A 22,992-nucleotide genomic window follows, 5' to 3' on the forward strand; every position below is an offset into this window, starting at 1 on the left:
CCGATGAACCTCACTCGTCGAATTCTGCTGCAGCTGGCTGTCTTTGTCGGCGTCGCCGTCATCGCAGGCTCGGTGATGATCGTCGGGGTGATCAAGTTGCCCGCGCTGGCGCTGGGGGTCGGACGTTACACCGTCACGGTCGAACTGCCGGAGGCCGCCGGACTGTACGAGGGTGGCAACGTCACTTATCGGGGTACCACCGTCGGGAGAATCAGAGACGTCCGGCTGACCGACACCGGGGTGGAGGCGGTGTTGTCGCTCGACTCCGGAATCGACATCCCGTCGAATCTGCGGGCCGAGGTGCACAGTCAGTCCGCTGTCGGCGAGCAGTATGTGGCGCTACTACCTCGCGACGGGGAGTCACCGCCGCTGCGGGATGGGGACGTGGTCTCGCGGGAGAACGTGAAGGTGCCGCCCAATATCAATGCCTTGGTCGCCGCGACCAATCGTGGGCTGCAGGCGATTCCACGAGAAAACCTTGAGACCGTGGTCGATGAGTCGTACAACGCGGTGGGTGGGTTGGGCCCCGAGTTGGCCCGGCTGGTGAGCGGCTCCGCGTCGTTGGCGATCGAGGCGCGCAAGAACCTCGACTCGCTGACGGCGCTGATCGACCAATCCCAGCCGGTGCTGGATTCCCAGGTGGACACCTCGGATTCGATCGCTCGCTGGGCACGGAACCTGGCCGCGCTCACCGCTCAGCTCAAGATCCACGATCCCGCCGTGCGTGGCCTTCTCGACAACGGAGCGGGGGCCGGTGAACAGGGCCGCCTGCTCTTCGAGCGGCTCAAACCGACGCTGCCGGTGCTCATGGCCAACCTGGTCAGCGTCGGTGAGGTGGCCGTCACGTACAACGCCGGAATCGAACAATTGTTGGTTCTGTTGCCGCCCAGCGTCGCCGCCCTGCAAGCGGCCGGTGTGGCGAACTTCAACACCAAGCAGGACTACAAGGGCGCCTACCTGAACTTCAATTTGAATGTCAACCTGCCACCGCCCTGTGTGACGGGTTATTTCCCCACCCAGCAACGGCGTTCGCCGGCGTTGGTGGACTCGCCCGATCTGCCCCCGGGGGATGTCTACTGTCGGGTGCCCCAGGACTCGACGGTGCTCGCAGTCCGTGGCGCACGAAATATCCCATGTCTCAACAAACCCGGAAAGCGGGCGCCGACCGCGCAGTTGTGCGAGAGCGACGAGGAGTACACCCCGCTCAACGACGGGATGAATTGGAAGGGCGATCCTAACGCCACTCTGTCCGGTCAGGACATCCCGGAGGTGCGTCGCGGACCCGGAGCGGCTCAGGTGTCCACTTCGGGTCCGGTGGCGCCGCCATCGATCGCGGTGACCGAGTACGACCCTGCAACCGGGACATACGTCGGTCCGGACGGACGGCTCTACACGCAGTCGAACCTGGTGCGGTCCGCTTTCGAGGTCAAGACGTGGGAGTCTCTGATGCTTCCCCCAGGGGGATGACGCGACGTCCCGGTGTCACTTCGGGGCGACATCACGTCCACGAAGTGGACTATTCGACCGTCGTGATGCCGTGCTTGATGATGGTCTGTGCGTTGGCGATAACCGTTTCGACGGAACTGCGGCGGGGATCCCACCACTCCGCTGCCCAGTTCAACGCACCGAGGATCAGCATTTGTGCGATGTAGAGGTCCAGTTCGGGGCGAAGCTGCCCCTCCCGAGCGAGATCGTTGATCAGCCTCCGCCAGACCTCGCCGTAGCGTTCCTCCTCGCGGATCTGCCGCTTACGGATCGCCAGGGGCACCTGGCCCGCATTGCGGATGGCGGCCGTGGCGTAGTCTGAGATCTCCAGGGCGTGCTGCAGATGGGTCGCCACCGCCGTGAGCAACCGGTCCAGGGCCGGTGTCCCGTCGGGAAGCGCGTCGAGGGCGGCGACGACCTGATCGCGTGTGTCGGCGATACCGACCCACATCACCTCTTCGATCAGCGCCTCGCGGGATGGGTAGTAGTAGTAGATGGCCGGTGCCTGGATGTCGGCTCTGGCGGCGACGTCGGTGAGTCGCAACCCTGCGTAACCGCGGACGCTCAGAACGTGCGCCGCCGCATCCAAGATGCGTGCCCGGGTGGCCGCTGACTTTGATTCCTGCTCGTCGTTCACCGATTGTGTGGAGTCGAGTGAGCCCCTACCCTTACGCCTAGCCATTTTTCTATTCTAAGTTGCATGGCGTCGTCCGTAATTGACGCCCCAGAAAATGGTGCACCGCTGAGAGTTGACCACGTCCGTGCAACTCTGCTTCCAGGGCAATGCTCGCCGGTCCAGAGGTTCCGTCTCCAGCGGGTCCCTTGCGGTCAGGAAGACCAGGCATTACCTTAATGCTGGTTCAAAAACGGGCGGTGTTGGCGCGCGAGCGGTGCACTTCGAGATTCCCGACGTCGCTTTTCAGCGATACCGATCCCGAATCGAGGCGAGGAGGGCTGATGGCTGACGTGGCTGTCGCTTCGACGCCGTGTGCCGACGATACCGTGCCTGAGAACGATGCGTGCGTCGACAGCGGGGTGTCCGGCGGCGATCAGATCCGTGCTCTGTCCGATGGCAGTGGTGGCAGTGGTGGTGGCGGTGTTCGGCGGGGACCGTGGGTGCTACTGATTGCCGGCCTGACCGCGGTCGTGGCGTTGGGCGGGGTGATCGGAGTGTTCGGTTTCCGAGTCGTCGAGGAGCGCGCGGAGCAGCAACAGCGGGAGATGTTCGTGAACGCGGCTCGGCGAACCGCGACCGACCTGACCACGATCGATCACACTCGGGTCGAGGCCGATATCCAGAGAATCATCGACGGTGCGACGGGCGGCTTTCGGGAGGACTTCGAAAGCCGGTCGGGTCCGTTCGCAGAAGTGGTCAGGCAGGCGAAGTCGACATCGAAGGGCACGGTCACCGAGGCCGGCATCGAGAGATTGGCCGACGACCAGGGGCAGGTACTGGTCGCCGTCACCGTCGAGACCTCGCTACCGGATCTGCCCGAGCAGGAACCCCGATCATGGCGGATGCGACTGACTGTGGAACAGGACGGCGATGAGGCCAGGGTTTCTCAAGTGGAGTTCGTGCCGTGACAACTGCTTCTGATGTCACAACTGCACCCGCACCCGCATCCGGCCGCTGGGTGGCGGTGTGTCTGTACGGTGTCCTACCGGCATCGATTCTGCTGTTGGGCCTGGCTGCCGGAGTACTGAAGTGGCTGGACGGCAAGTACGGCACTGTCGAGACCGCGCGGACAGCGGCTGTTCAGGCGGCGACGGACAGTACCGTCACCATGCTGTCGTATGAGCCGGAGACCGTCGAAGGAGATCTGGCCTCCGCTCGCGACCGGCTGACCGGTGACTTCAAGGAGTCCTACATCTCGCTGACCGAAGAGGTCGTGATCCCCGGCGCGAAGGAGCAGCGCATCTCCTCGGCGGCCTCGGTACCGGCGGCGGCGGTGGTGTCCGCCACTGCAGATAAGGCGGTCGTGCTGGTCTACATCAATCAAACGACCGCGGTCGGTGACGACCCGCCGACGAATCTGACCTCGACGGCGCGCGTCACCTTGGACAAGGTGGAGGGGCAATGGCTCATCTCGGAATTCGAACCCGTCTAGCCGCGGGGCTGGCTGTGGCGGCAACCATCGGCGGCGGCGCGATCCCCCTCGCCGCGCCGGCCGCCGCCGACGAGGTGGCCTACCTGGTCAACGTGACGATGCGGCCGGGCTACAACTTCGCCGACGCCGATCATGCGCTGGCTTATGGTCGGGGTATCTGCGACAAGGTCGTTTCCGGGCGCGGATACGCAGACATCATGGCCGATGTCAAAGTCGACTTCGCCAATCCTGATGAGTTTCAGGCCTCGTATCTGATCTCACAGGCTGCGAACGAACTGTGTCCAGCGCAGATCTGGCAATTGCGCAACTCGGCAGCGGGATATAGGCCGTCCGCGTCTTGAGCGTGCGCTGGCCGTTTCGGGTGTGCGCCGGTTGCGTCGAGTGTGCGACACCTGCGGCGACACGCCGACATCCCCCGCAGTGGCGGCACTTTCGAATCAGTGAGCGCACATTCACCGCAGAGATTGCACACCCACCGCAGCCGCAGCTCACCAGATACCGCAGCTTAGGATCAACTCCACAGTGTCACATGCACTTTGGGGCGGAATCGGGTGACCCCTTCGGACGTGCCGCGGATCATCGCCTGGGTGCAGCGCGGCGTGGTGATGAACCGCACCAACTCTGACGCCGCGGGCTGGCGCGCCGCCGACGACAGCGTCGACACACACCATTCGGCGGTCGCCTGCACACCCTTGATGCGTGCCAGCCGGCCGGCGGCGAGATCCTTGGCCACCGCGAACCCGATCGACAGTGTCACCCCGCCGATCCGTTGCACCTCTTCCTGTGCGGCCGAATCGCTTTGGAAGATGCGCTGCGCCGCTTCGGGAATCTCCAGCCGGCGCAGCATCGCCGCGACGTCGCCGTCGATCCCGCCGGCCGACGGGCCCAGCATCCACGACTGGGCCCGCAACTGCGCGATCGTCGGGGTGGCGGCCGCCAGCGGATTGCTCGGCGACGTCACCGCGATGATCTGGTAATTGAGGAACGGCCGCACCACGATCGCCGGGCCCGGCTCGCGCACCGCCGGTCCGAGCGTGACGTCGACGGCGCGGGACTCCAGCAGATCACGGAACCGGCTCACCGGCTCGACGGTGAGCTCGACGGACAGATCGTCGGCCCGTGACGAGAACAGATCGATCAATCCGGGCGCGGCGTGTTCGGCGAACGCATGCGAGGCCGCGATCCGCAGCAGCCGCCGGCCGTGCGCCGCCTCGGTCACCTCGATCGCGGTCTGCCGTTGCAGGCCGAGGATGTCGACCGCGCGGCTGGCCAACCGCAACCCGCCCGGGGTGAACGACAGCCCGTTCTTGGTGCGGTGGAACAGCGGATCGTCGAGTTCCTTGCGCAGCTGCGCGATGTGCATGGAGATGCCGGCGTCGGACATCCCCAGCTCCTGGGCGGCGGCCCGCACCGAGCCCAGCCGTACCACGGCGGAGAACGCGCGCAACTGAGCGGGGGTCATGGCCTACCTTGGGTGGTGTGAGGGATGTGCTGGACGGTCTGCTGCCGGTGTGGCGCAGCGGTGACACCGCCGGCCTGGCGACGGTGGTGCGCACGTTCCGGTCCGCGCCCCGGCTGCCCGGCGCCGCGATGGTCGTCGCGCCCGACGGCACCGTGAGCGGTTCGGTGTCGGGGGGTTGTGTGGAGGGCGCGGTCTACGAGTTGGCCACCGAGGTGATCCAGACCGGCCGGCCCCGGCTGCAGCGCTACGGCGTCAGCGACGACGACGCCTTCTCGGTGGGCCTGACCTGCGGCGGCACCCTGGACGTCTTCGTCGAGGCGGTCTCGCAGAACAGCTTTCCGGAACTGGCGGATCTGGTCGGCGACATCGAGGCGCACCGGCCCGTCGCGACCGCCACTGTCATCGCCCATTCCGATCCCGGGTGGGTGGGACGGCGTCTGGTGCTGCGTCCGGACCACGAGGACGCCCCGGTCAGCGGGTCGCTCGGCTCGCCGCGCGCCGACGCCGCGGTCACCGACGACGCCCGCGGCCTGTTGGCGGCCGGCCGCACCGAGGTGCTCACCTACGGGCCGGACGGTCAGCGCCGCGGCGAGGGCATGGAGGTGTTCGTCGCCAGCTACGCCCCGCGGCCCCGGATGCTGGTGTTCGGCGCGATCGACTTCGCCGCCGCGGTGGCCCAGCAGGCGTCGTTCCTCGGCTACCGGGTGACGGTGTGCGACGCCCGCGCGGTGTTCGCCACCCCGGCGCGGTTCCCGACCGCCGACGAGGTGGTGGTGGAGTGGCCGCACCGCTATCTGGCCGCCCAGGCCGAGGCCGGCGCCGTGGACAGCCGCACCGCGATCTGCGTGCTGACCCACGATCCGAAGTTCGACGTGCCGCTGCTCGAGGTGGCGTTGCGGTTGCCCGAGGTCGGCTACATCGGCGCGATGGGGTCGCGGCGCACCCACGAGGACCGGTTGGAGCGGTTGCGGCAGGCCGGCCTCACCGACGTTGAGCTGAGTCGGCTGTCCAGCCCGATCGGGCTGGACCTGGGCGGGCGCACCCCGGAGGAGACGGCGGTGTCGATCGCCGCGGAGATCATCGCCCGGCAGTGGGGCGGTACTGGCCGCCCGCTCAGCGAGACGGGCGGACGCATCCATCACGGGGGCGACCCCATGAAAGACCACACTAGCGAGTTAAGCGATCCCTTAAGTCGGTATTGACGGACTCGTCGGCACGGCACAGACTGGCCTTCCCATCACCGGATGTGAGGTTGGTCACATGCAAGTGCCCGGTCCATTCGAATACGAACGCGCCACCAGCGTCGACCATGCGATCGGATTGCTGGATCGGCTGGGTGACGGCGCGATGATCGTCGCCGGCGGGCACAGCCTGCTGCCGATGATGAAACTGCGGATCGCGAACCCGGAGTATCTGGTCGACATCAACGACCTGGCCGGCGAACTGGGCTACATCGTGGTGAACGCCGATGCGGTCCGTATCGGGGCGATGACCAGGCACCGGGAGGCGCTCGAATCCGCCGAACTGGCCCAGTGCTGCCCGATCTTCGCCGACGCCGAACGGGTTATCGCCGATCCGGTGGTGCGCAACCGCGGCACCGTCGGCGGCTCGCTGTGCCAGGCCGACCCCGCCGAGGATCTGAGCACAGTGTGCACCGTGCTCGACGCGGTGTGCGTGGTCCGCGGACCCGCCGGTCGGCGCGAGATCGGCATCGACGACTTCCTGGTCGGCCCGTATGAGACCGCCTTGGCGCACAACGAGATCCTGCTGGAGGTCAAGATCCCCCTCCGGCCGAACTCGTCCAACGCCTACGCCAAGGTGGAACGGCGGGTCGGCGACTGGGCGGTGACCGCGGCGGGTGCCGCGGTCACGCTCGACGGCCAGACCGTCACCGCCGCCCGCATCGGGCTCACCGCCGTCAACCCCGACGCCGCCGCCCTGGCCGAGATCTCGCGCCGACTCACCGGACGCCCCGCCACCGAGGAGACCTTCGCCGAAGCCGGCCGGCTGGCCGCGCAGGCCTGCGAACCGGTGACCGACGTGCGCGGCACCGCCGACTACAAGCGGCACCTGGCCGCCGAACTGACCACCCGCACATTGCGCACCGCGGTGCAGCGCATTCAGCAACGACACGGAGGGGCCCAGCCATGCAGGTGAGCATGACCGTCAACGGCGAACCGGTCAGCGCCGAGGTCGAACCACGGCTGCTGCTGGTGCATTTTCTGCGTGACCACCTCGGCCTCACCGGAACCCATTGGGGCTGCGACACATCCAACTGCGGCACCTGCGTGGTCGAGGTGGACGGCTACCCGGTCAAGTCCTGCACCATGCTCGCCGCGATGGCGTCCGGGCGCTCGGTGCGCACCGTCGAGGGCCTGGCCGTCGACGGTGCGCTCGACCCGGTGCAGGAGGGGTTCATGCAGTGCCACGGCCTGCAGTGCGGGTTCTGCACCCCCGGCATGATGATCACCGCCCGATGTCTGCTCGACCGCGACCCGGACCCGGACGAGGACACCATCCGCGAAGCGATCTCCGGACAGATCTGCCGCTGCACCGGCTACACCACGATCGTGCGGTCCGTCCAGTGGGCGGCCCGCAGACAACGCGGCGAAGCAACACCGGCACCCGGGGTGCGAACCGAGGCGACTCTCGGCGGGGACGCCGCCGAGCCCCTGCTCGAAGCCGGGAGCCAATCATGACCACCCTGGAATCGAACCCGGCAGCGCGCCCCGACGATTTCGAGAACAACGATCAGAAGCCGTGCGGCCACGGCCGGATGCTGCGCAAGGAGGACCCCCGCTTCATCCGGGGCCGCGGGCGCTACGTCGACGACGTGCAACTGCCGGGCATGCTGCACCTGGCCATCCTGCGCTCCCCGTACGCGCACGCCCGGATCGCGGGCATCGACACCTCCGCGGCGCAGGCCCACCCGAAGGTCAAGGCCGTGGTCACCGGCGCCGACCTGGCCGAGAAGGGGCTGGCGTGGATGCCGACCCTGTCCAACGACGTGCAGGCGGTGCTGGCCACCGACAAGGTCCGGTTCCAGGGCCAGGAGGTGGCGTTCGTCGTCGCCGAGGACCACTACTCGGCGCGGGACGCGCTCGAGTTGATCGACGTCGACTACGACCCGCTGGACCCGGTCGTCGACGTCCGCCGGGCGCTGGAGCCCGACGCCCCGGTGATCCGCACCGACCTGGACGGTAAGACCGACAACCACTGCTTCGACTGGGAGACCGGTGACCCCGCGGCCACCGAGGCGGCCTTCGCGAAGGCCGACGTCGTGGTCGAACAGGAGATCGTCTATCCGCGGGTGCATCCGGCGCCGATGGAGACCTGCGGTGCGGTCGCCGATCTGGACCCGGTCACCGGCAAGCTGACGCTGTGGTCGACCAGCCAGGCCCCGCATGCCCACCGCACCCTGTACGCGCTGGTGGCCGGCCTGCCCGAACACAAGATCCGGGTGATCGCCCCCGACATCGGCGGCGGATTCGGCAACAAGGTGCCGATCTACCCGGGCTACGTGTGCGCGATCGTCGGCTCGCTGCTGCTCGGCAAACCCGTCAAATGGGTGGAGGACCGCAGCGAGAACCTGACCTCCACCGGCTTCGCCCGCGACTACATCATGGTCGGCGAGATCGCCGCCACCCGTGACGGCAGGATCCTGGCCATCCGCTCGCACGTGCTGGCCGACCACGGCGCGTTCAACGGCACCGCCGCGCCGGTGAAGTACCCGGCCGGGTTCTTCGGGGTGTTCACCGGCAGCTACGACCTGGAGGCCGCCTACTGCCACATGACCGCCGTCTACACCAACAAGGCGCCCGGCGGGGTGGCCTACGCCTGTTCGTTCCGGATCACCGAGGCGGTGTACCTGGTGGAACGGCTGGTGGACTGCCTGGCGCACGAACTCGAGATGGATCCGGCCGAGTTGCGGCTGCGGAACCTGTTGAAACCCGACCAGTTTCCGTACACCTCGAAGACCGGCTGGGTGTACGACTCCGGCGACTACGAGACCACCATGCGCAAGGCCATGGCGATGGTCGGCTACGACGAACTGCGCGCCGAGCAGGCCGAACGGCGCAGACGCGGCGAGTTGATGGGCATCGGCATGTCGTTCTTCACCGAGGCCGTCGGCGCCGGGCCGCGCAAGGACATGGACATCCTGGGCCTCGGCATGGCCGACGGCTGTGAACTCCGGGTGCACCCCACAGGCAAGGCCGTGGTGCGGCTGAGCGTGCAGACCCAGGGACAGGGCCACGAGACCACGTTCGCCCAGATCGTCGCGGAGGAACTCGGCATCCCACCCGACGACATCGAGGTCGTGCACGGCGACACCGACCAGACCCCGTTCGGGCTGGGCACCTACGGCAGCCGGTCCACCCCGGTGTCCGGGGCGGCGGCCGCGCTGGTGGCCCGCAAGGTGCGCGACAAGGCCAAGATCATCGCGTCCGGCATGCTCGAGGCGTCGATCGCCGACCTGGAGTGGGAGAAGGGCTCGTTCCGGGTCAAGGGCGACCCGTCGGCGTCGGTGACGATTCAGGACATCGCGATGCGGGCGCACGGCGCCGGTGACCTCCCGGACGGGATCGAAGGCGGGCTGGACGCCCAGATCTGTTACAACCCCAGCAATCTCACCTATCCGTACGGTGCCTACTTCTGTGTCGTCGACGTCGACCCGGGCACCGCGGTGGTCAAGGTGCGCCGCTTCCTGGCCGTCGACGACTGCGGCACCCGGATCAACCCGATGATCATCGAGGGTCAGGTGCACGGCGGCATCGTCGACGGCATCGGCATGGCTTTGATGCAGATGATCGGGTTCGACGAGGACGGCAACTGCCTCGGCGGATCGCTGATGGACTATCTGATCCCGACCGCGATGGAGGTGCCGACGCTGGAGACCGGTTTCACCGTCACACCGTCACCGCACCATCCGATCGGAGCCAAGGGCATCGGCGAATCGGCCACGGTGGGGTCGCCACCGGCGGTGGTCAACGCGGTCGTGGATGCGTTGGCGCCGTTCGGGGTCCGGCACGTCGACATGCCGCTCACCCCGTCCCGGGTGTGGGAGGCCATGCAGGGCCGGGCCCAGCCCTCGATCTAGTCGCCGAGTCCGACGATCTCCAGGAGGCAGCATGGCGGTGGCCGAACGAGTCGCCCAACTACGAAGGGCCCGGAAACCCTTCGTGCACGCCACGGTGGTGCGTGCCCAGCAGCCGACCTCGGCGCATCCGGGGGATGAGGCGATCCTGCTGCCGGACGGCACCATCGAGGGTTTCGTCGGCGGGCACTGCGCGCAGAACTCGGTGCGCAAGGCCGCGCTGGGGGTGCTGCAGACCCGGCAGAGCGTGCTGCTGCGGGTGCTTCCGGGCGGGGATGTGCACTTCCCGGAGGCGCCCGGGGCGTGTGTGGTGGTCAACCCGTGCCTGTCCGGTGGGGCGCTGGAGATCTTCCTGACCCCCGAGCTGCCGGCGCCGTTGATCCGGCTGTACGGCGACACCCCGATCGCCGACGCCCTGGCCCAGGTGTGCGGGGTGCTCGGTTACGACGTGCAGTGCGCCGAACCGCCACCGGACGGGGCGTCGGACGCCGATCTGGCGGCCGCCGGCGCGGTGGTGATCGCCAGCCACGGCGGGCCGGAGGCCCGGCTCATCCGCGCCGCGCTGGACGCCGGGGTGGGCTACGTCGGCCTGGTGGCCAGCCGCACCCGGGGCGCTGCGGTGCTGGCGGAGGTCCAGCCCACCGACTGTGAACGGGCCCGGGTCCACACCCCGGTCGGGTTGCCGATCGGCGCCCGCACCCCGGCCGAGATCGCGGTGTCGATCGCCGCGGAACTGATCGCCGACCTGCGGGCCCGCGAACACCCCGCGCCGCCGGAACCGGATCGGCCATCCGCGTCGGCGGCAGAGCCGGGGTGCCATGCCCACTGACGTCGCCCGGGGCGCCGAGTTCGCCGACGTCGACGACGTCATCCGCAGGTTCGACACCGCCGACTATCTGCTCGACACCGGAACCGCCGCCGCGATCTACCTGTCCACCACGTTGGGACGGCCGCTGCTGCTGGAGGGTGAGCCCGGAGTCGGAAAGACCACGGCCGCGAAAACCCTTGCCGTGGTGTGTGACACCCCGTTGATCCGGTTGCAGTGCTACGAGGGATTGACCGCCGCGGAAGCCCTCTACGACTGGAACCATCAGCGTCAACTGCTCAGCATCCGGCTGGCCGAGGCGCGGCACACCGGGATCGACGAGGCCGAACTGTACACCGAGACCTATCTGGTGAACCGCCCGATCCTGGCCGCCGTCCGGCACACCGGGCCGCGACCACCGGTGCTGCTGATCGACGAGATCGACCGTGCCGACGACGAATTCGAGGCACTGCTGCTGGAATTCCTCGGCGAATCCGCGGTCACCGTCCCCGAACTCGGCACCTTCACCGCCGAACGGCCACCGGTGGTGGTGCTGACCTCCAACCGCAGCCGCGACCTGCACGACGCGCTGCGGCGCCGCTGCGTCTACCACTGGATCGATTATCCGGAACCGGCCCGCGCCGTCGCGATCGTCCGCCGCACCGTCCCCGGCGCGAGTTCGGCGCTCATCGAACAGGCCGCCGGCTTCGTGGGCGTGGCAAGGACATTGGACCTCGACAAACCACCCGGGGTGGCCGAGACCATCGACTGGGTGGCCGCGCTGGCCGCACTCGGTGTGGCCGACCTGGTGGACACCGACACCGAACGCGCGCTGCAGAGCATCGGCGCGCTGGCCAAGACCCCCGATGACCGCGACCTGATCGGCACCGCGCTGACCGGGTACAGCCCGACCTGATCCGAGAGGACCTTCGATGAAGATCGCCAACGAGTTCACCGTCAACGCCCCGGTCGAGCAGGCCTGGGAGGTGCTCACCGACCTGGAACGGATCATCCCGCTGATGCCGGGGGCCGCGATGACCGGACGCGACGGCGAGGACGTGCTGGGCAAGGTGAAGGTCAAGGTCGGCCCGGTCACCAGCGAATTCCACGGCAAGGTGCACTTCGTCGAACAGGACGGCGTCGAATACCGCGCGATCATCGACGCCCGCGGCAAGGAGGCGCGCGGCACCGGCAACGCCGCCGCCACCGTCTCCGCGCAACTGCATGCCGACGGTGACCGCAGCCGGGTCACCGTCGACACCGACCTGAAGATCGTCGGCAAGCTCGCGCAGTTCGGAAGTTCGATGCTGCAACAGGTTTCGGAGAAACTGCTCGGCGAGTTCGTCGAGGCGCTGGAAGCCGAGCTGGCCCCGAAACCGACACCGACACCGGCGGACGCGGGCGCGTCCGACGAGCCGGTGGCACCCCAGCGTGACGGGCAGGTCGACGCACCCGCCGAACCGGAGCCGATCGACCTGCTCGACCTGGCCGGCGGTGGCGTGTTGCGCAAGTACGGCGGGCTGGCGCTCGGCGTCCTGGCCGTGGCGGTCCTCGTCGTGGTGCTGTCCCGGATCCGCCGGCGCTGAGGATGCTGCTGCGCGGAGTGGACCGGGCGGCCTTCGCGGTCGCCCTGGTGGCACGGCTGCGCGCCGGCGGAGTGGCGGTGTCGGCCGACGGACCGGCGGTGCTGCTGCAGGCGATGCGCCGGCTGCCGCCCACCGACCGCGACCGGCTGTACTGGGCGGCCCGGCTGAGCCTGGTGAACCGGGCCGAGGATCTCGGCGCGTTCGACGCGGTGTTCGCGGCGGTGTTCGACGGTGCGACGCTGGGGGTCGACCCGCCGTCGCTGCACCGGTCGCCCGCGGGTGCGCCGGTGGCGCCGGCGCCCGCCGGGACGGCGGGCAGTTCGACGGTGGACGCCGAGGGGCTGCCGTGGGCCACCCGGCCGGCGACGGTCACCGCGTCCGCCGACACCGGCGCCGACACCCCGACCCGGCTGCCGGACCTGCTGCCCAGTCACATCACGGCCCGCGCCGACGAACCGTTCGAACGGTTCGATCCCGACGATCTGCGGCTGCTGGGCGGCTGGCTGGAACAGGCCGTCGCACACTGGCCGCGGCGGCGCAGCCTGCGGCGTGAGAACCATCCGCACGGCAAGCGCATCGACCTGCGCGAAACTTTGCGGGCGTCGCGCCGGACCGGCTTCGAGACGTTGCGGTTGGCCCGCACCCGGCCTCGCCGCCGGGACCGTCCGGTGGTGCTGATCTGCGACGTCAGCCGGTCGATGCAGCCGTACACCACGGTCTACCTGCATCTGATGCGGGCGGCGGCGCTGCACCGCAACTCCCGGCGGCGAAGCGGTATCCGGCCGGAGGTGTTCGCGTTCTCCACCAGGCTCACCCGGTTGACCGCGGTGCTGGCGCACCGTTCCCCGGAGGTGGCGCGGGACCGGGCCGACGCCAAGGTGGTGGACCGGTACGGCGGCACCCATCTGGGTCGCAGCCTCGCCGAACTGCTGGCCTCCCCGCACGGCAACGCGCTGCGCGGGGCGGTGGTGATCATCGCCTCGGACGGATGGGACAGCGACCCGCCCGAACTGCTCGGCCACACCATGGCCCGGTTGCGGCGCCGGGCGCAGCGGGTGGTGTGGCTCAACCCGCGCGCCGGCCGGCCGGGTTTCGCACCGCTGACCGGGGCCATGGCGGCGGCGCTGCCGTACTGCGACGCGATGCTGCCCGCGCACTCGCTGACCGCGCTGCACGAGGTGTTCGTGACGCTGGCCAACCAGTGATTTCGGCGTGCGCACGGTCGCTGAGCGACCGGCAGCACGCCGAAATCGCGATCAGCCCGACTGTTTGGGAAGCGGTTCGGCGGCCAGCGCCGGTCCGCTCCTCGCGCGGCGCCGTTCGAGCATCCCCTTGGTCACCGAGAAGATCATCGGCAGCACCGACAGGAACACGATCAGCAGGATCATGTACTCGAGGTTTTCCTTGACGAACGTGATGTTGCCGAGGAAGTAGCCGAGCAGGGTGACCCCGGTGCCCCAGGCGATGCCGCCGACGGCGTTGAAGGTCAGAAAGACCGAGTAACGCATATAGGACACCCCGGCCAGCACCGGTGCGTAGGTGCGCACGATCGGCACGAAGCGGGCCAGGATGATCGTGTAGGGACCGTACTTCTCGAAGAACTCGTGTGACTGTTCGACGTAGGACTTCTTGAAGAAGCGGGAGTCCTCCTTGTTGAACAGCGCCGGCCCGATACGGCGGCCGATGTAGTAGGCGCACTGATCACCGAGGATCGCCACGATCGTGACGGTGATGCACAGCAGCCAGATGTTCATCGTGCCGCCGGCGGCCAGCAGCCCACCGGTGAACAGCAGCGAGTCGCCCGGCAACAGCGGGAACAGCAGCCCGGTCTCGATGAAGACGATGATCAGGATCGCGGGCAGGACCGCCGCCGCGAACAGCCCGTCCGGGCCGATCCAAAACATTGGGTCGAGGATGCCCGGCATGGCCATCACGGTGGTGCTCATGGGTCACCAAGATACCGGCGCAGGTGGCCTGCCCGATTCACCGCGCCCGCACGGGCGCGGTCGACCCGGAGATCCAGGTCACCCCGGGGCCTGGCAGATCTTCCACTGATCATCGCGGAACTGCAGGTCGAAGCTGCGGGTGGAGCGGACCTGCGGGTCGTAGGCCATGAAACTGGTCACATTGGCCTCGGCGTGGTCGCCGTTGATGACGATCTCGTCGATGCTGGCCACCACCGGATACTGTTTGGCCGCCGCCACCCGCCGGTGGGTGTCGGCCCACGCCTGTTCGTCGTAGTTGACGTAGCTGTCGCGCTTGCTGCCGCAGGTGATGCTGCGCAGGATGGCCAGATCGCCGTTCTGGATCGCGGTGTCGAATGTCTGGATGGTCTGGCGCACCAGATCCTCCTGCGACGCCCGGCCGACGGAGTCGCGGGTCAGCAGGACGGTGCCGAGGATGGCCACGGCGGCCAGCGCCGCGATGACCAGCGCCACCGCGATCACCCAGCCCCAGCTGCGCCGTTCCCGCTCCGGTGGGTCCGGCTGATTGCGGGGTGGAATCACCTGCGGCCCAACGGGTTTCTGTGAACGGATCGGTTCGGTGGGCGCGGCCGCGGCGGCCGCGCCGGCGGGCCCGATCACCTCGGTGGCCGGATCCGCCGGCGGATCGATCTGCTGGGTGGAACCGGCGTCGAAGCTCGACGGCGCGGTGAACCGCCGCTCGGGCTGCTGGGGCCGCGACGACGCGTCGGACTGGTCGGACGGGTTGGCCAGCACCTCGGTCGCCGGTTCGTGGTCCCCCTCCTGCGGTGGGGTGGCAGGCGCATCGGGCCCGGCGCCGGACTGGTCGGGTCCGGCGGTGTCGGATTCACGGTCAGATCCCGGTTCCCGATCAGACCCTGGTGGGTGTGCCATCGTTGCTGCAGTCCTCCCGCTCAAGCGCTCAGTGGGAGCTTAACTACCGTCCGGGCCGGACCGCTTCCGCCCGCACGGCAGAATAGGCGGCATGACGCGGATGGGTGATCTGTTGGGACCGGATCCGGTATTGCTGCCGGGCGATTCTGCGGCCGAGGCGGAACTGGCGGCCGGGGAGAATCCGGCGATCGTCGCGGCGGCGCACCCGGCGGCCTCCATCGCCTGGGCCGCCCTGGCCGAGCAGGCGCTGGCCGACGAGCAGGCCATCACGGCCTACGCCTACGCCCGGACCGGTTACCACCGTGGTCTCGACCAGTTGCGTCGCAACGGGTGGAAGGGTTTCGGGCCGGTGCCCTACAGCCACGAGCCCAACCGCGGTTTCCTGCGCTGCGTGGCGGCGCTGGCCCGGGCCGCCGAGGCGATCGGGGAGACCTCCGAATATCAGCGCTGCCTCGATCTGCTCGACGACTGCGATCCCGGCGCGCGTGCGGCGCTGGGTCTGGCCGGGGATCGGGAGTCGTCCGGCGACTGATCGCCGGCGGCGGTCCTCAGTCCTCGGCGGCACAGCGGCAGCCGGCCGCCCCGTCCGGTGACTCCACCTGCACCGTCGAGTGGTGCAGCCCGCGGGCGCTGAACACCTCGCGGGCGTCGGCGAGCACCTGCGCCGGATCCGCGGTGGCGGTCAGGTGCGCGGTGGCCATGTCCTTGCCCGGCACCAGCGTCCACACGTGCAGATCGTGCACGTCGGTCACGCCGTCGACGGTCTCCAGCGCCCGCTGCAGTTCGTCGACGTCGATGTGGCGGGGGGAGCTCTCGGACAGGATGCGCAGCGCGTTGCCCGCGAGTGCGAAGGCGCGGGGGAGCACCCACAACGCGACCAGGACCGCGACCACCACGTCGGCGTAGGGCCAACCGGTGGTGACGGTGACGATGCCGGCGATCAGCACCCCGACGCTGCTGACGGTGTCGGCGAGCACCTCCAGATAGGCGCCCTTGACCGCCAGGCTGTGCTCCGAATGCGACCGCAGCAGCACCACCACGACGAGGTTGGCGACCAGACCGGCCAGCGCCACCACGATCATCGGTGTGCCGGGCACCTCCGGCGCGTCACCGAGCCGCCTGATCGCCTCGTAGAAGATGAATCCGGCCACCCCGAGCAGCAGCAGCGCGTTGGCCACCGCGGCGAACACCTCGGCGCGATGCCAGCCGTAGGTGCGTGCCGACGAGGGCCGCCCGTGCCGGGACAGCAGCACCGCGGTCAGACCCATCGACAGCGCGACGAGGTCGGTGAGCATGTGCCCGGCGTCGGCCAGCAGCGCGATCGAGTCGATGAGCAACGCCGTCACCAGTTCGACGGCGAAGAACACGGTGAGGATCACCGCCGCGATGACCAGCCGGCTCACCCGAGCGTCCGGGTGGTTGTGCTGGTGATCGAGGTGGTGTTGGTGAGTCGCGGACACCCCAGCAATATATGCGCATTAATGCATGGGTTTCAAGTGTTCGGCCCGACAGCAAAAACCGGCCCGATAGAGTCGAGAAGTGGCCACCCCTGAAGCACCGGTCTACTACCTGGTGTCGACCGCCGGATTCCCCAACTTCGGTGATGAGCTGATCCTGCGGGGTTGGCTGCGGTATCTGGCGGCTGTCGCGCCGCACGCCGAGGTGTGGGTCGACACCCATTCGCCGGGCCCCACCGCGCTGCTGGTCGGCGACGCCCATCCGCGGGTGCGGTTCGCCGACACGTTGTGGCGGCTGTGCTGGGAGGCGCCGTCCGAGGATCCGTGGGAGGTGGCCGCCTGGGTGCAGCACGCGCTGCGCAACCCGGGGATGGCCCCGCGCTGGCATCAGGGCATCGTGCTGCTGGGCCGGGTCGACGTGGTGCACGTGATCGGCGGCGGCTACGTCAACGCGATCTGGCCCCGGCACATCGGGCTGCTGGCGGCCGCGGCCGCCGCCGCCGAACATGCCGGCGGGCGGGCGGCGATGACCGGTCAGGGCCTGAGCCCCGCATCGGCCGGCAGCGCACCGCTGCTGGTCGCGCTGGCCGAGCGGTTCGAGGTGGTCGAGGTGCGCGACGCGCCGTCGGCGCGGCTGCTCGATGTCCCGCTCGGCGTCGACGACGCGTTCCTGACCCTCGGGCATGGGGTCATCACCCCCGAACAGGCGTGGCCGGATCAGCCGCCGCCCGAGGTGATGCTGTGCCTGCAGTCCGATCTCAACGAGCTCGGCACCTCGAACGTGGCCGGCGCGGTGTTGACCATGCTGCGGCGGTGGCGGGTGCCGCCGGAGCGGGTGTGCGTCGTGGAGGGCATCCCGCGGGTGGACCGCGAGGTGTTCGCCCTGATCGAACACGAACTGCCCGGCGCCCGGTTCTACCCGTTCGCCGACGTGTGGAACCGGGGGCTGCCGCTGTCGGCGGCGCAGACCTGGATCTCCACCCGGTTCCACCTGCACATGGCCGCGGCCGCGGCGGGCGCGTCCGGGGTGGCGATCGCGATCAGCCGCGACTACTACCGGACCAAACACCAGTCGCTGCTGGACCTCGGCTCGGGCTGGACCCTGGTCGACGACTGCGCCGACACCGCCGCCCTGCCCGCGAGGCCCCGCGCCGGAGGGTTCGACCGGCACACCGTCGAGCGGCTGCGCAAGGACAAACTGCAGCTCGCCAAGGCCATCTACGCGCCGATCTCCCGCCGCTAGGGCCGACCCTCTCGACCGGACGCCGGCCGGCCGGTCACATCCAGGACGACCAGAACCGGGTCAGCCGGCTGCCCGCCGCCGACAGCGCGCCGGGCGCCCCGGAGAGCTCGTAGAGCCAGTGGACCGCCGAGAAGAACCACTGGTTCAGCGTCGGGGTCAGCAGCAGCACGATCAGGATGAGGAAACCCCACTGCTTGGCCGGTTGCACCGCCCGCCGGGTGGGCGGGCTCAGATGCGGTTCCAGCGCCCCGAACCCGTCCAGGCCCGGGATCGGCAGCAGGTTCAACACCAGCGCGGTGATCTGTAGGAACCCGAGGAACGCCACCCCGGCCCAGAACACCCCGTGGGCGGGGTCGTAGCACAGCCGGGTCAGCGTCAGCAGCAGCGCCGCGAACACCAGGTTGACGCTCGGACCGGCCAGGCTGACCACTGACTGCCGCCAGGGTGTCATCCGGTGCGTGCGCACATCCACCGCGCCGCCCGGAAAACCGATGCCGCCCAGCGCGACGAACAGCACCGGCAGCCCGATGGACAACAGCGGATGGGTGTACCGGAGCGGGTTGAGGGTCAGATAGCCGCGGGCGGCCACCTCCCGGTCGCCGAACCGCCACGCCGACCAGGCGTGGGCGAACTCGTGCAGGCACAGCGTCACCAGCCAGCCCGCGATGACGAACAGGAACACCCCGGCGTACGCCGCCGGACCGGTGACCGTGGCGGACGCCCACGCCAGCCCGCCGCCGGCCGCGGTGAGCGCGACGATCGCCAGGAACACCGGGCTGGGCCGGACCGAGCCGGAAACCGAACGGATGCTCACCTCCGCGAAGTTACCCGCAGCCCCCGAACCGGTCCGGCCCCGTCCCCGTCCGCGCCGGTGCGGACGAGAACCGCCGAATGTGCCCGACCCGGGCCGCCGGACGTGTCATCGTCGAGGTGTGCGCCCGCCGAGCCTGCCGGCGCCCGCACCGCTGTCCGCGGTGTTCGGCGCGGGCTACGCCGCCGCCTACGCCGTCGGCGGCAACCGGATGGTGGCCCGGATGCTGAAGCGGTACGGGCCGGTGGTGGCGCTGCCGGTGCTGGGTTACGGCACCGTGGTCGCGGTGGCCGATCCGGCGCTGGCCCGCCAGGTGTTCGCCGAGAAACCCGATGTGCTGCTCGGCGGGGACGGGGTCGGCCCGGCCGCGGCGATCTACGGCCCCCGGTCGATGTTCGTGCAGGAGGAGCCCGAGCATCTGCGGCGGCGCCGGCTGCTGATCCCGCCGCTGCACGGTGCGGCGCTGGCCGGGCACGTCCCGGTCATCGAGGCCGCCACCCGGTCGGCGATGGCGTCCTGGCCGGTGGGCCGGCCGATGCGGATGCTGGACGCGGCCCGTGATCTCACCCTGGACGTGATCATCCGGGTGATCTTCGGGGTGCACGATCCGGCCGAGGTCGCCCGGCTCGCCGCGCCGTTCGAGACGCTGCTGGCCCTGGCGGTGTCGGTGCAGACGCCCGTGCGCTACGCGCTGCGCCGGGCCGGCGCGCTGCGCTTCTGGCACGCCTACCGCGACGCCAACCGGCGCATCGACGAGCTGGTGCGGCCGCTGATCGCCGCACGCCGCGTTCCCGACGCCGGTCCGCGTGACGACATCCTGAGCATGCTGGTCGCGGCGCGCACCGAGGACGGCGACCGGCTGACCGACGACGAGATCCGCGACGATCTGATCACCCTGGTGCTCGCCGGCCACGAGACCACCGCGACCACCCTGGCCTGGTTGATCGACTACCTGGTGCATCACCCGGCGGCGCTGGACCGGGTGCGGGCCGAAGCGGCGCCCGGCGGCGCGCAGCGCGGTGCGGGCCCCTACACCGAGGCGGTCATCAACGAGACACTGCGGCTGCGGCCCCCCGGACCGGTCACCGGGCGCACCACCGCCGGGCACTACCGGCTCGGCGACTACACACTGGCGCCGCGCACCCGGATCGTGCTGCTGCTCGGCGTGATCAACCGCGACCCGAACAGCTACCCGGATCCGCACGACTTCCGGCCGGACCGGTTCCTGCACACCCGTCCCGACCCGTACGCGTGGGTGCCGTTCGGCGGCGGCGTCAAACGCTGCCTCGGGGCGGCGTTCGCGATGCGTGAACTGACGACGATCCTGCGGATCCTGCTGACCGAGGCCGACCTGCGGCCGGTCAACGCCCGCCCGGAGTCCGCGGCCGGCCGGGCCGCGGCGGTGGTGGTGCCGCGGCACGGCACCCCGGTCTACTTCCGGCCTACCGCACCTGCAGCCAGCCCTCGGTGTGCCGGTAGAACGTCGACCGTCTGACCGTCCGGGGGCCGACGACACCGTCGCGCACCACCCGGGCGCCGGTGGTGCCCAGCTGCGCGGCCCGGCCGATCACCCACCGGACCGGGCGTCCCCGATCCGACAGCACCGCGGCCCGCAGACCCGGCATCAGCGGAATCGGCTCGATCCGGACCCGCGACACATCCCCGTCGAACAGCACGGTGTCGTCCACGATGCCCTCACCGTGCAGCGGCTTGCCGGACGACTCCGGATGCCACTCAGCCGACCCGACGATCGCCACCCCGGTCTCGTCGCGGACGAGCGGGATCCGCCGGGCCGGTCGGGTGCGGGCCCGGCGGGCCCGTAGCCGGCTGGTCAGCGGGCCGCCGTGAACGTGGGCGAGCTCGACGTGCAACCGCTCGGTGCGCATCAGCCGGGTCAGCACCGCGGCCAGGTCCGCCTGCGTCCCGACCACGATCAACCGGTCCGCCCGCGCGGCGGCCGCATCGATGTCGTCGCGGTCGGGATCGGCGCAGACGGGCAGATCGGCGAGCGGACGGGGCAACTCCCGGCCGCCGAACAACAGCACCTCGTGCGCGGTCAAAAAACCTCCTTCACGCTCGGCGATTGCGCTCAGCGTGGGCACGCTGGGATAGGGTGTGTCACCGGCTGCTCACAATAAGCGGGAGAACTGCGATGCCGGCAATTGTGCTCATCGGCGCTCAATGGGGCGACGAGGGCAAAGGAAAAGCCACCGATCTGCTCGGTGGCCGGGTGCGGTGGGTCGTGCGTTACCAGGGTGGTAACAACGCCGGACACACCGTGGTGTTGCCGACCGGGGAGAACTTCGCACTGCATCTCATCCCGTCGGGGATCCTCACCCCCGGTGTGACCAACGTGATCGGCAACGGGGTGGTCGTCGACCCCGGGGTGCTGCTCACCGAGCTGCACGGGCTGGAGGAACGCGGCGTCGACACCGAGCGGCTGCTGATCTCCGCCGACGCGCACCTGCTGATGCCCTACCACGTCGCCATCGACAAGGTCGTGGAACGGTGGGCGGGCAAGAAGAAGATCGGCACCACCGGGCGCGGGATCGGCCCGTGCTACCAGGACAAGATCGCGCGCATCGGCATCCGGGTGGCCGATGTGCTGGACGAGCAGGTGCTCGCCGAGAAGATCGAGGCCGCACTGGAATTCAAGAACCAGGTGCTGGTCAAAATCTACAACCGCAAGGCGCTGGACCCCACCGAGGTGTTCGAGAACCTGCTGGAACAGGCCGCCGGATTCAAGCACCGCATCGCCGACACCCGGCTGCTGCTCAACAACGCCCTGGACAACGGGGAGACCGTGCTGTTGGAGGGTTCGCAGGGCACCCTGCTCGACGTCGACCACGGCACCTATCCGTATGTCACATCGTCGAATCCGACCGCGGGCGGGGCGGCCGTGGGGTCCGGGATCGGGCCCACCCGCATCACCACGGTGCTGGGGATCCTCAAGGCCTACACCACCCGGGTCGGTTCCGGTCCGTTCCCGACCGAGCTGTTCGACGACAACGGCGCCTACCTGGCCAAGGCCGGCGGCGAGGTCGGGGTGACCACCGGCCGGGCGCGGCGCTGCGGCTGGTTCGACGCGGTGATCGCCCGCTACGCCACCCGGGTGAACGGCATCACCGACTACTTCCTGACCAAGCTCGATGTGCTGTCCAGCCTGGAGACCGTCCCGGTCTGCGTGGGCTATCGCATCGACGGGAAACGCGTCGACGAGATGCCGATGACCCAGAGCGACGTCGCCCGCGCCGAGCCCATCTACGAGGAGATGCCCGGCTGGTGGGAGGACATCTCCGGGGCCCGTGAGTTCGAGGACCTGCCGGCCAAGGCGCGCGACTACGTGCTGCGGGTCGAAGAGCTTGCCGGAGCACGGGTCTCGTGCATCGGGGTGGGGCCCGGCCGGGACCAGACCATCGTCCGCCACGATGTGCTGGCGGCGTCGGCCCGATGACCGAACCCAGCCCCGACCCCGATCAGCACGGCGGTTTCCCGGTCTTCGAACCGGCCGATCCCGGGCCGGATTTCGGCCGGTTCCTGACCGCGATGCGCCGCGCACAGGATCTGGCGGTGTCGGCCGACCCGGATGCCGACACCTGGGCCAAGGCGGCTGACCTGGCCGAGGATCTGGTCGAGCTGCTGGCGCCGTTCGAGGCCCCCGAAGGGGTCGGCCCGGCCCACCGGGTGCCCGATCTGCCCGGTGCCGGCAGCCTGCTGATGCCGCCGTACCGGATCACCAGGTTCGACGCCGACGGGGTCGAGTTGCAGGTCGCGTTCAGCCGCTACCACGTCGGCGGCAACTACGCCGTCCACGGCGGTGTGCTGCCGTTGCTGTTCGACTCGCTGTTCGGCATGGTGATCCACGCCACCGGCCGGCCGATCAGCCGCACCGCGTACCTGCATGTCGACTACCGCAAGGTGACGCCGATCGACGTCGACCTCACCGCGCGGGGCCGGCTCGCCCGCGAGGAGGGGCGCAAGGCCTACGTCAACGCCGAACTGCTGGATCCGGACGGCAATCTGCTGGCCGAATCCCACGGGCTGATGATCCGGCTGCGCCCGGGCCAGCCGTGATCACCGCG

The 22,992-nt window shown here is 69.6% G+C and carries 23 protein-coding genes and 1 pseudogene; 17 read left to right on the forward strand and 7 right to left on the reverse strand.

Going from position 1 to position 22,992, the window contains the following annotated elements; all coding sequences use genetic code 11:
• The first annotated feature begins 3 nt into the window (after positions 1–3).
• Entirely contained in the window at positions 4–1,467 is a 1,464-nt protein-coding gene (locus tag CKW28_RS02185) for an MCE family protein (RefSeq protein WP_003926702.1), read from the forward strand.
• Between the two features lie 49 nt (positions 1,468–1,516).
• On the opposite strand, the gene CKW28_RS02190 is transcribed toward CKW28_RS02185, so the two are convergent.
• Entirely contained in the window at positions 1,517–2,167 is a 651-nt protein-coding gene (locus tag CKW28_RS02190) for a TetR/AcrR family transcriptional regulator (RefSeq protein WP_040547281.1), read from the reverse strand.
• A 275-nt stretch (positions 2,168–2,442) separates the two neighbouring features.
• Between CKW28_RS02190 and CKW28_RS02195 the strand changes: the two genes are divergently transcribed.
• From CKW28_RS02195 to CKW28_RS02205, 3 genes are read left to right on the forward strand one after another with little or no spacing between them, the layout of a single operon-like run.
• Positions 2,443–3,069, forward strand: a complete 627-nt coding sequence (locus tag CKW28_RS02195; RefSeq protein ID WP_131588057.1) for an Rv1363c family protein — start codon at positions 2,443–2,445, stop codon at positions 3,067–3,069.
• A complete protein-coding gene (locus tag CKW28_RS02200; protein WP_131588056.1) occupies positions 3,066–3,593 on the forward strand; it encodes an Rv1363c family protein in 528 nt (175 codons plus the stop codon). Before CKW28_RS02195 ends, CKW28_RS02200 begins: the two co-directional genes overlap by 4 nt.
• Complete coding sequence (locus CKW28_RS02205; RefSeq protein WP_040547279.1) at positions 3,563–3,934, forward strand: DUF732 domain-containing protein; 372 nt, start codon at positions 3,563–3,565, stop codon at positions 3,932–3,934. The genes CKW28_RS02200 and CKW28_RS02205 overlap by 31 nt, the downstream gene beginning before the upstream one ends.
• A gap of 170 nt (positions 3,935–4,104) precedes the next feature.
• Here CKW28_RS02205 and CKW28_RS02210 read toward each other — a convergent pair whose 3' ends face one another.
• Positions 4,105–5,055, reverse strand: coding sequence for a LysR family transcriptional regulator (locus tag CKW28_RS02210; RefSeq protein WP_003926697.1), 951 nt, complete (start codon positions 5,053–5,055; stop codon positions 4,105–4,107).
• A 17-nt stretch (positions 5,056–5,072) separates the two neighbouring features.
• On the opposite strand from CKW28_RS02210, the gene CKW28_RS02215 reads away from it, so the two are divergent.
• The 8 genes and pseudogenes from CKW28_RS02215 to CKW28_RS02250 all read left to right on the forward strand — a co-directional run bounded on the left by CKW28_RS02215 (position 5,073) and on the right by CKW28_RS02250 (position 13,746).
• A complete protein-coding gene (locus CKW28_RS02215) occupies positions 5,073–6,257 on the forward strand; it encodes an XdhC family protein (protein ID WP_040547277.1) in 1,185 nt (394 codons plus the stop codon).
• Positions 6,258–6,315: 58 nt separating this feature from the next.
• Positions 6,316–7,212 carry an FAD binding domain-containing protein gene (locus CKW28_RS02220; protein WP_040547276.1) on the forward strand — a complete coding sequence of 299 codons (897 nt, stop codon included), beginning with the start codon at positions 6,316–6,318 and terminating at the stop codon, positions 7,210–7,212.
• Positions 7,203–7,670, forward strand: a pseudogene (locus tag CKW28_RS02225) ((2Fe-2S)-binding protein); the annotation flags it as partial. The gene CKW28_RS02220 and the pseudogene CKW28_RS02225, both read left to right, overlap by 10 nt.
• Positions 7,671–7,750: 80 nt before the next feature.
• Positions 7,751–10,153 carry an aerobic carbon-monoxide dehydrogenase large subunit gene (locus CKW28_RS02230; RefSeq protein WP_003926693.1) on the forward strand — a complete coding sequence of 801 codons (2,403 nt, stop codon included), beginning with the start codon at positions 7,751–7,753 and terminating at the stop codon, positions 10,151–10,153.
• A 31-nt stretch (positions 10,154–10,184) separates the two neighbouring features.
• On the forward strand, positions 10,185–10,979 hold the full coding sequence (locus CKW28_RS02235) for an XdhC family protein (RefSeq protein WP_050812007.1): 795 nt from the start codon (positions 10,185–10,187) through the stop codon (positions 10,977–10,979).
• On the forward strand, positions 10,969–11,871 hold the full coding sequence (locus CKW28_RS02240) for an AAA family ATPase (RefSeq protein ID WP_003926691.1): 903 nt from the start codon (positions 10,969–10,971) through the stop codon (positions 11,869–11,871). Before CKW28_RS02235 ends, CKW28_RS02240 begins: the two co-directional genes overlap by 11 nt.
• Positions 11,872–11,887: 16 nt before the next feature.
• Complete coding sequence (locus CKW28_RS02245) at positions 11,888–12,541, forward strand: SRPBCC family protein (protein ID WP_003926690.1); 654 nt, start codon at positions 11,888–11,890, stop codon at positions 12,539–12,541.
• Between the two features lie 2 nt (positions 12,542–12,543).
• Positions 12,544–13,746 (forward strand): vWA domain-containing protein, encoded by a 1,203-nt coding sequence (locus tag CKW28_RS02250; protein ID WP_003926689.1) that lies wholly within the window; start codon positions 12,544–12,546, stop codon positions 13,744–13,746.
• A 51-nt stretch (positions 13,747–13,797) separates the two neighbouring features.
• Here the strand turns inward: CKW28_RS02250 and CKW28_RS02255 are convergent, their stop codons facing one another.
• Both CKW28_RS02255 and CKW28_RS02260 read right to left on the reverse strand, forming a co-directional pair.
• Positions 13,798–14,487 carry a DedA family protein gene (locus tag CKW28_RS02255; protein WP_003926688.1) on the reverse strand — a complete coding sequence of 230 codons (690 nt, stop codon included), beginning with the start codon at positions 14,485–14,487 and terminating at the stop codon, positions 13,798–13,800.
• A 78-nt stretch (positions 14,488–14,565) separates the two neighbouring features.
• Positions 14,566–15,399 (reverse strand): Rv0361 family membrane protein, encoded by an 834-nt coding sequence (locus tag CKW28_RS02260; protein ID WP_040547275.1) that lies wholly within the window; start codon positions 15,397–15,399, stop codon positions 14,566–14,568.
• A gap of 91 nt (positions 15,400–15,490) precedes the next feature.
• Here CKW28_RS02260 and CKW28_RS02265 point away from each other — a divergent pair, with 91 nt between their 5' ends.
• The gene (locus tag CKW28_RS02265; RefSeq protein WP_040547273.1) at positions 15,491–15,931 is read left to right on the forward strand and encodes a DUF3151 domain-containing protein; all 441 of its coding nucleotides are present in this window, start codon (positions 15,491–15,493) and stop codon (positions 15,929–15,931) included.
• Between the two features lie 16 nt (positions 15,932–15,947).
• Here the strand turns inward: CKW28_RS02265 and CKW28_RS02270 are convergent, their stop codons facing one another.
• A complete protein-coding gene (locus CKW28_RS02270) occupies positions 15,948–16,859 on the reverse strand; it encodes a cation diffusion facilitator family transporter (RefSeq protein WP_040547271.1) in 912 nt (303 codons plus the stop codon).
• A gap of 79 nt (positions 16,860–16,938) precedes the next feature.
• On the opposite strand from CKW28_RS02270, the gene CKW28_RS02275 reads away from it, so the two are divergent.
• Entirely contained in the window at positions 16,939–18,099 is a 1,161-nt protein-coding gene (locus CKW28_RS02275; RefSeq protein ID WP_003926684.1) for a polysaccharide pyruvyl transferase family protein, read from the forward strand.
• Between the two features lie 34 nt (positions 18,100–18,133).
• Here CKW28_RS02275 and CKW28_RS02280 read toward each other — a convergent pair whose 3' ends face one another.
• Positions 18,134–18,913, reverse strand: a complete 780-nt coding sequence (locus tag CKW28_RS02280) for a site-2 protease family protein (RefSeq protein WP_003926683.1) — start codon at positions 18,911–18,913, stop codon at positions 18,134–18,136.
• A 118-nt stretch (positions 18,914–19,031) separates the two neighbouring features.
• On the opposite strand from CKW28_RS02280, the gene CKW28_RS02285 reads away from it, so the two are divergent.
• Positions 19,032–20,405 (forward strand): cytochrome P450, encoded by a 1,374-nt coding sequence (locus CKW28_RS02285; protein WP_003926682.1) that lies wholly within the window; start codon positions 19,032–19,034, stop codon positions 20,403–20,405.
• Here CKW28_RS02285 and CKW28_RS02290 read toward each other — a convergent pair.
• Positions 20,353–20,970: a hypothetical protein gene (locus tag CKW28_RS02290; RefSeq protein ID WP_003926681.1), complete on the reverse strand. Its 618-nt coding sequence runs from the start codon at positions 20,968–20,970 to the stop codon at positions 20,353–20,355. The two genes, CKW28_RS02285 and CKW28_RS02290, sit on opposite strands and share 53 nt — an antisense overlap.
• 92 nt (positions 20,971–21,062) lie before the next feature.
• On the opposite strand from CKW28_RS02290, the gene CKW28_RS02295 reads away from it, so the two are divergent.
• Both CKW28_RS02295 and CKW28_RS02300 read left to right on the forward strand, forming a co-directional pair.
• A complete protein-coding gene (locus tag CKW28_RS02295; protein ID WP_003926680.1) occupies positions 21,063–22,364 on the forward strand; it encodes an adenylosuccinate synthase in 1,302 nt (433 codons plus the stop codon).
• The gene (locus CKW28_RS02300; RefSeq protein WP_003926679.1) at positions 22,361–22,984 is read left to right on the forward strand and encodes a PaaI family thioesterase; all 624 of its coding nucleotides are present in this window, start codon (positions 22,361–22,363) and stop codon (positions 22,982–22,984) included. The genes CKW28_RS02295 and CKW28_RS02300 overlap by 4 nt, the downstream gene beginning before the upstream one ends.
• Positions 22,985–22,992: the final 8 nt, after the last annotated feature.

Origin of the sequence: Mycolicibacterium thermoresistibile (genome assembly GCF_900187065.1) — a bacterium.
Classification (GTDB): domain Bacteria; phylum Actinomycetota; class Actinomycetes; order Mycobacteriales; family Mycobacteriaceae; genus Mycobacterium; species Mycobacterium thermoresistibile.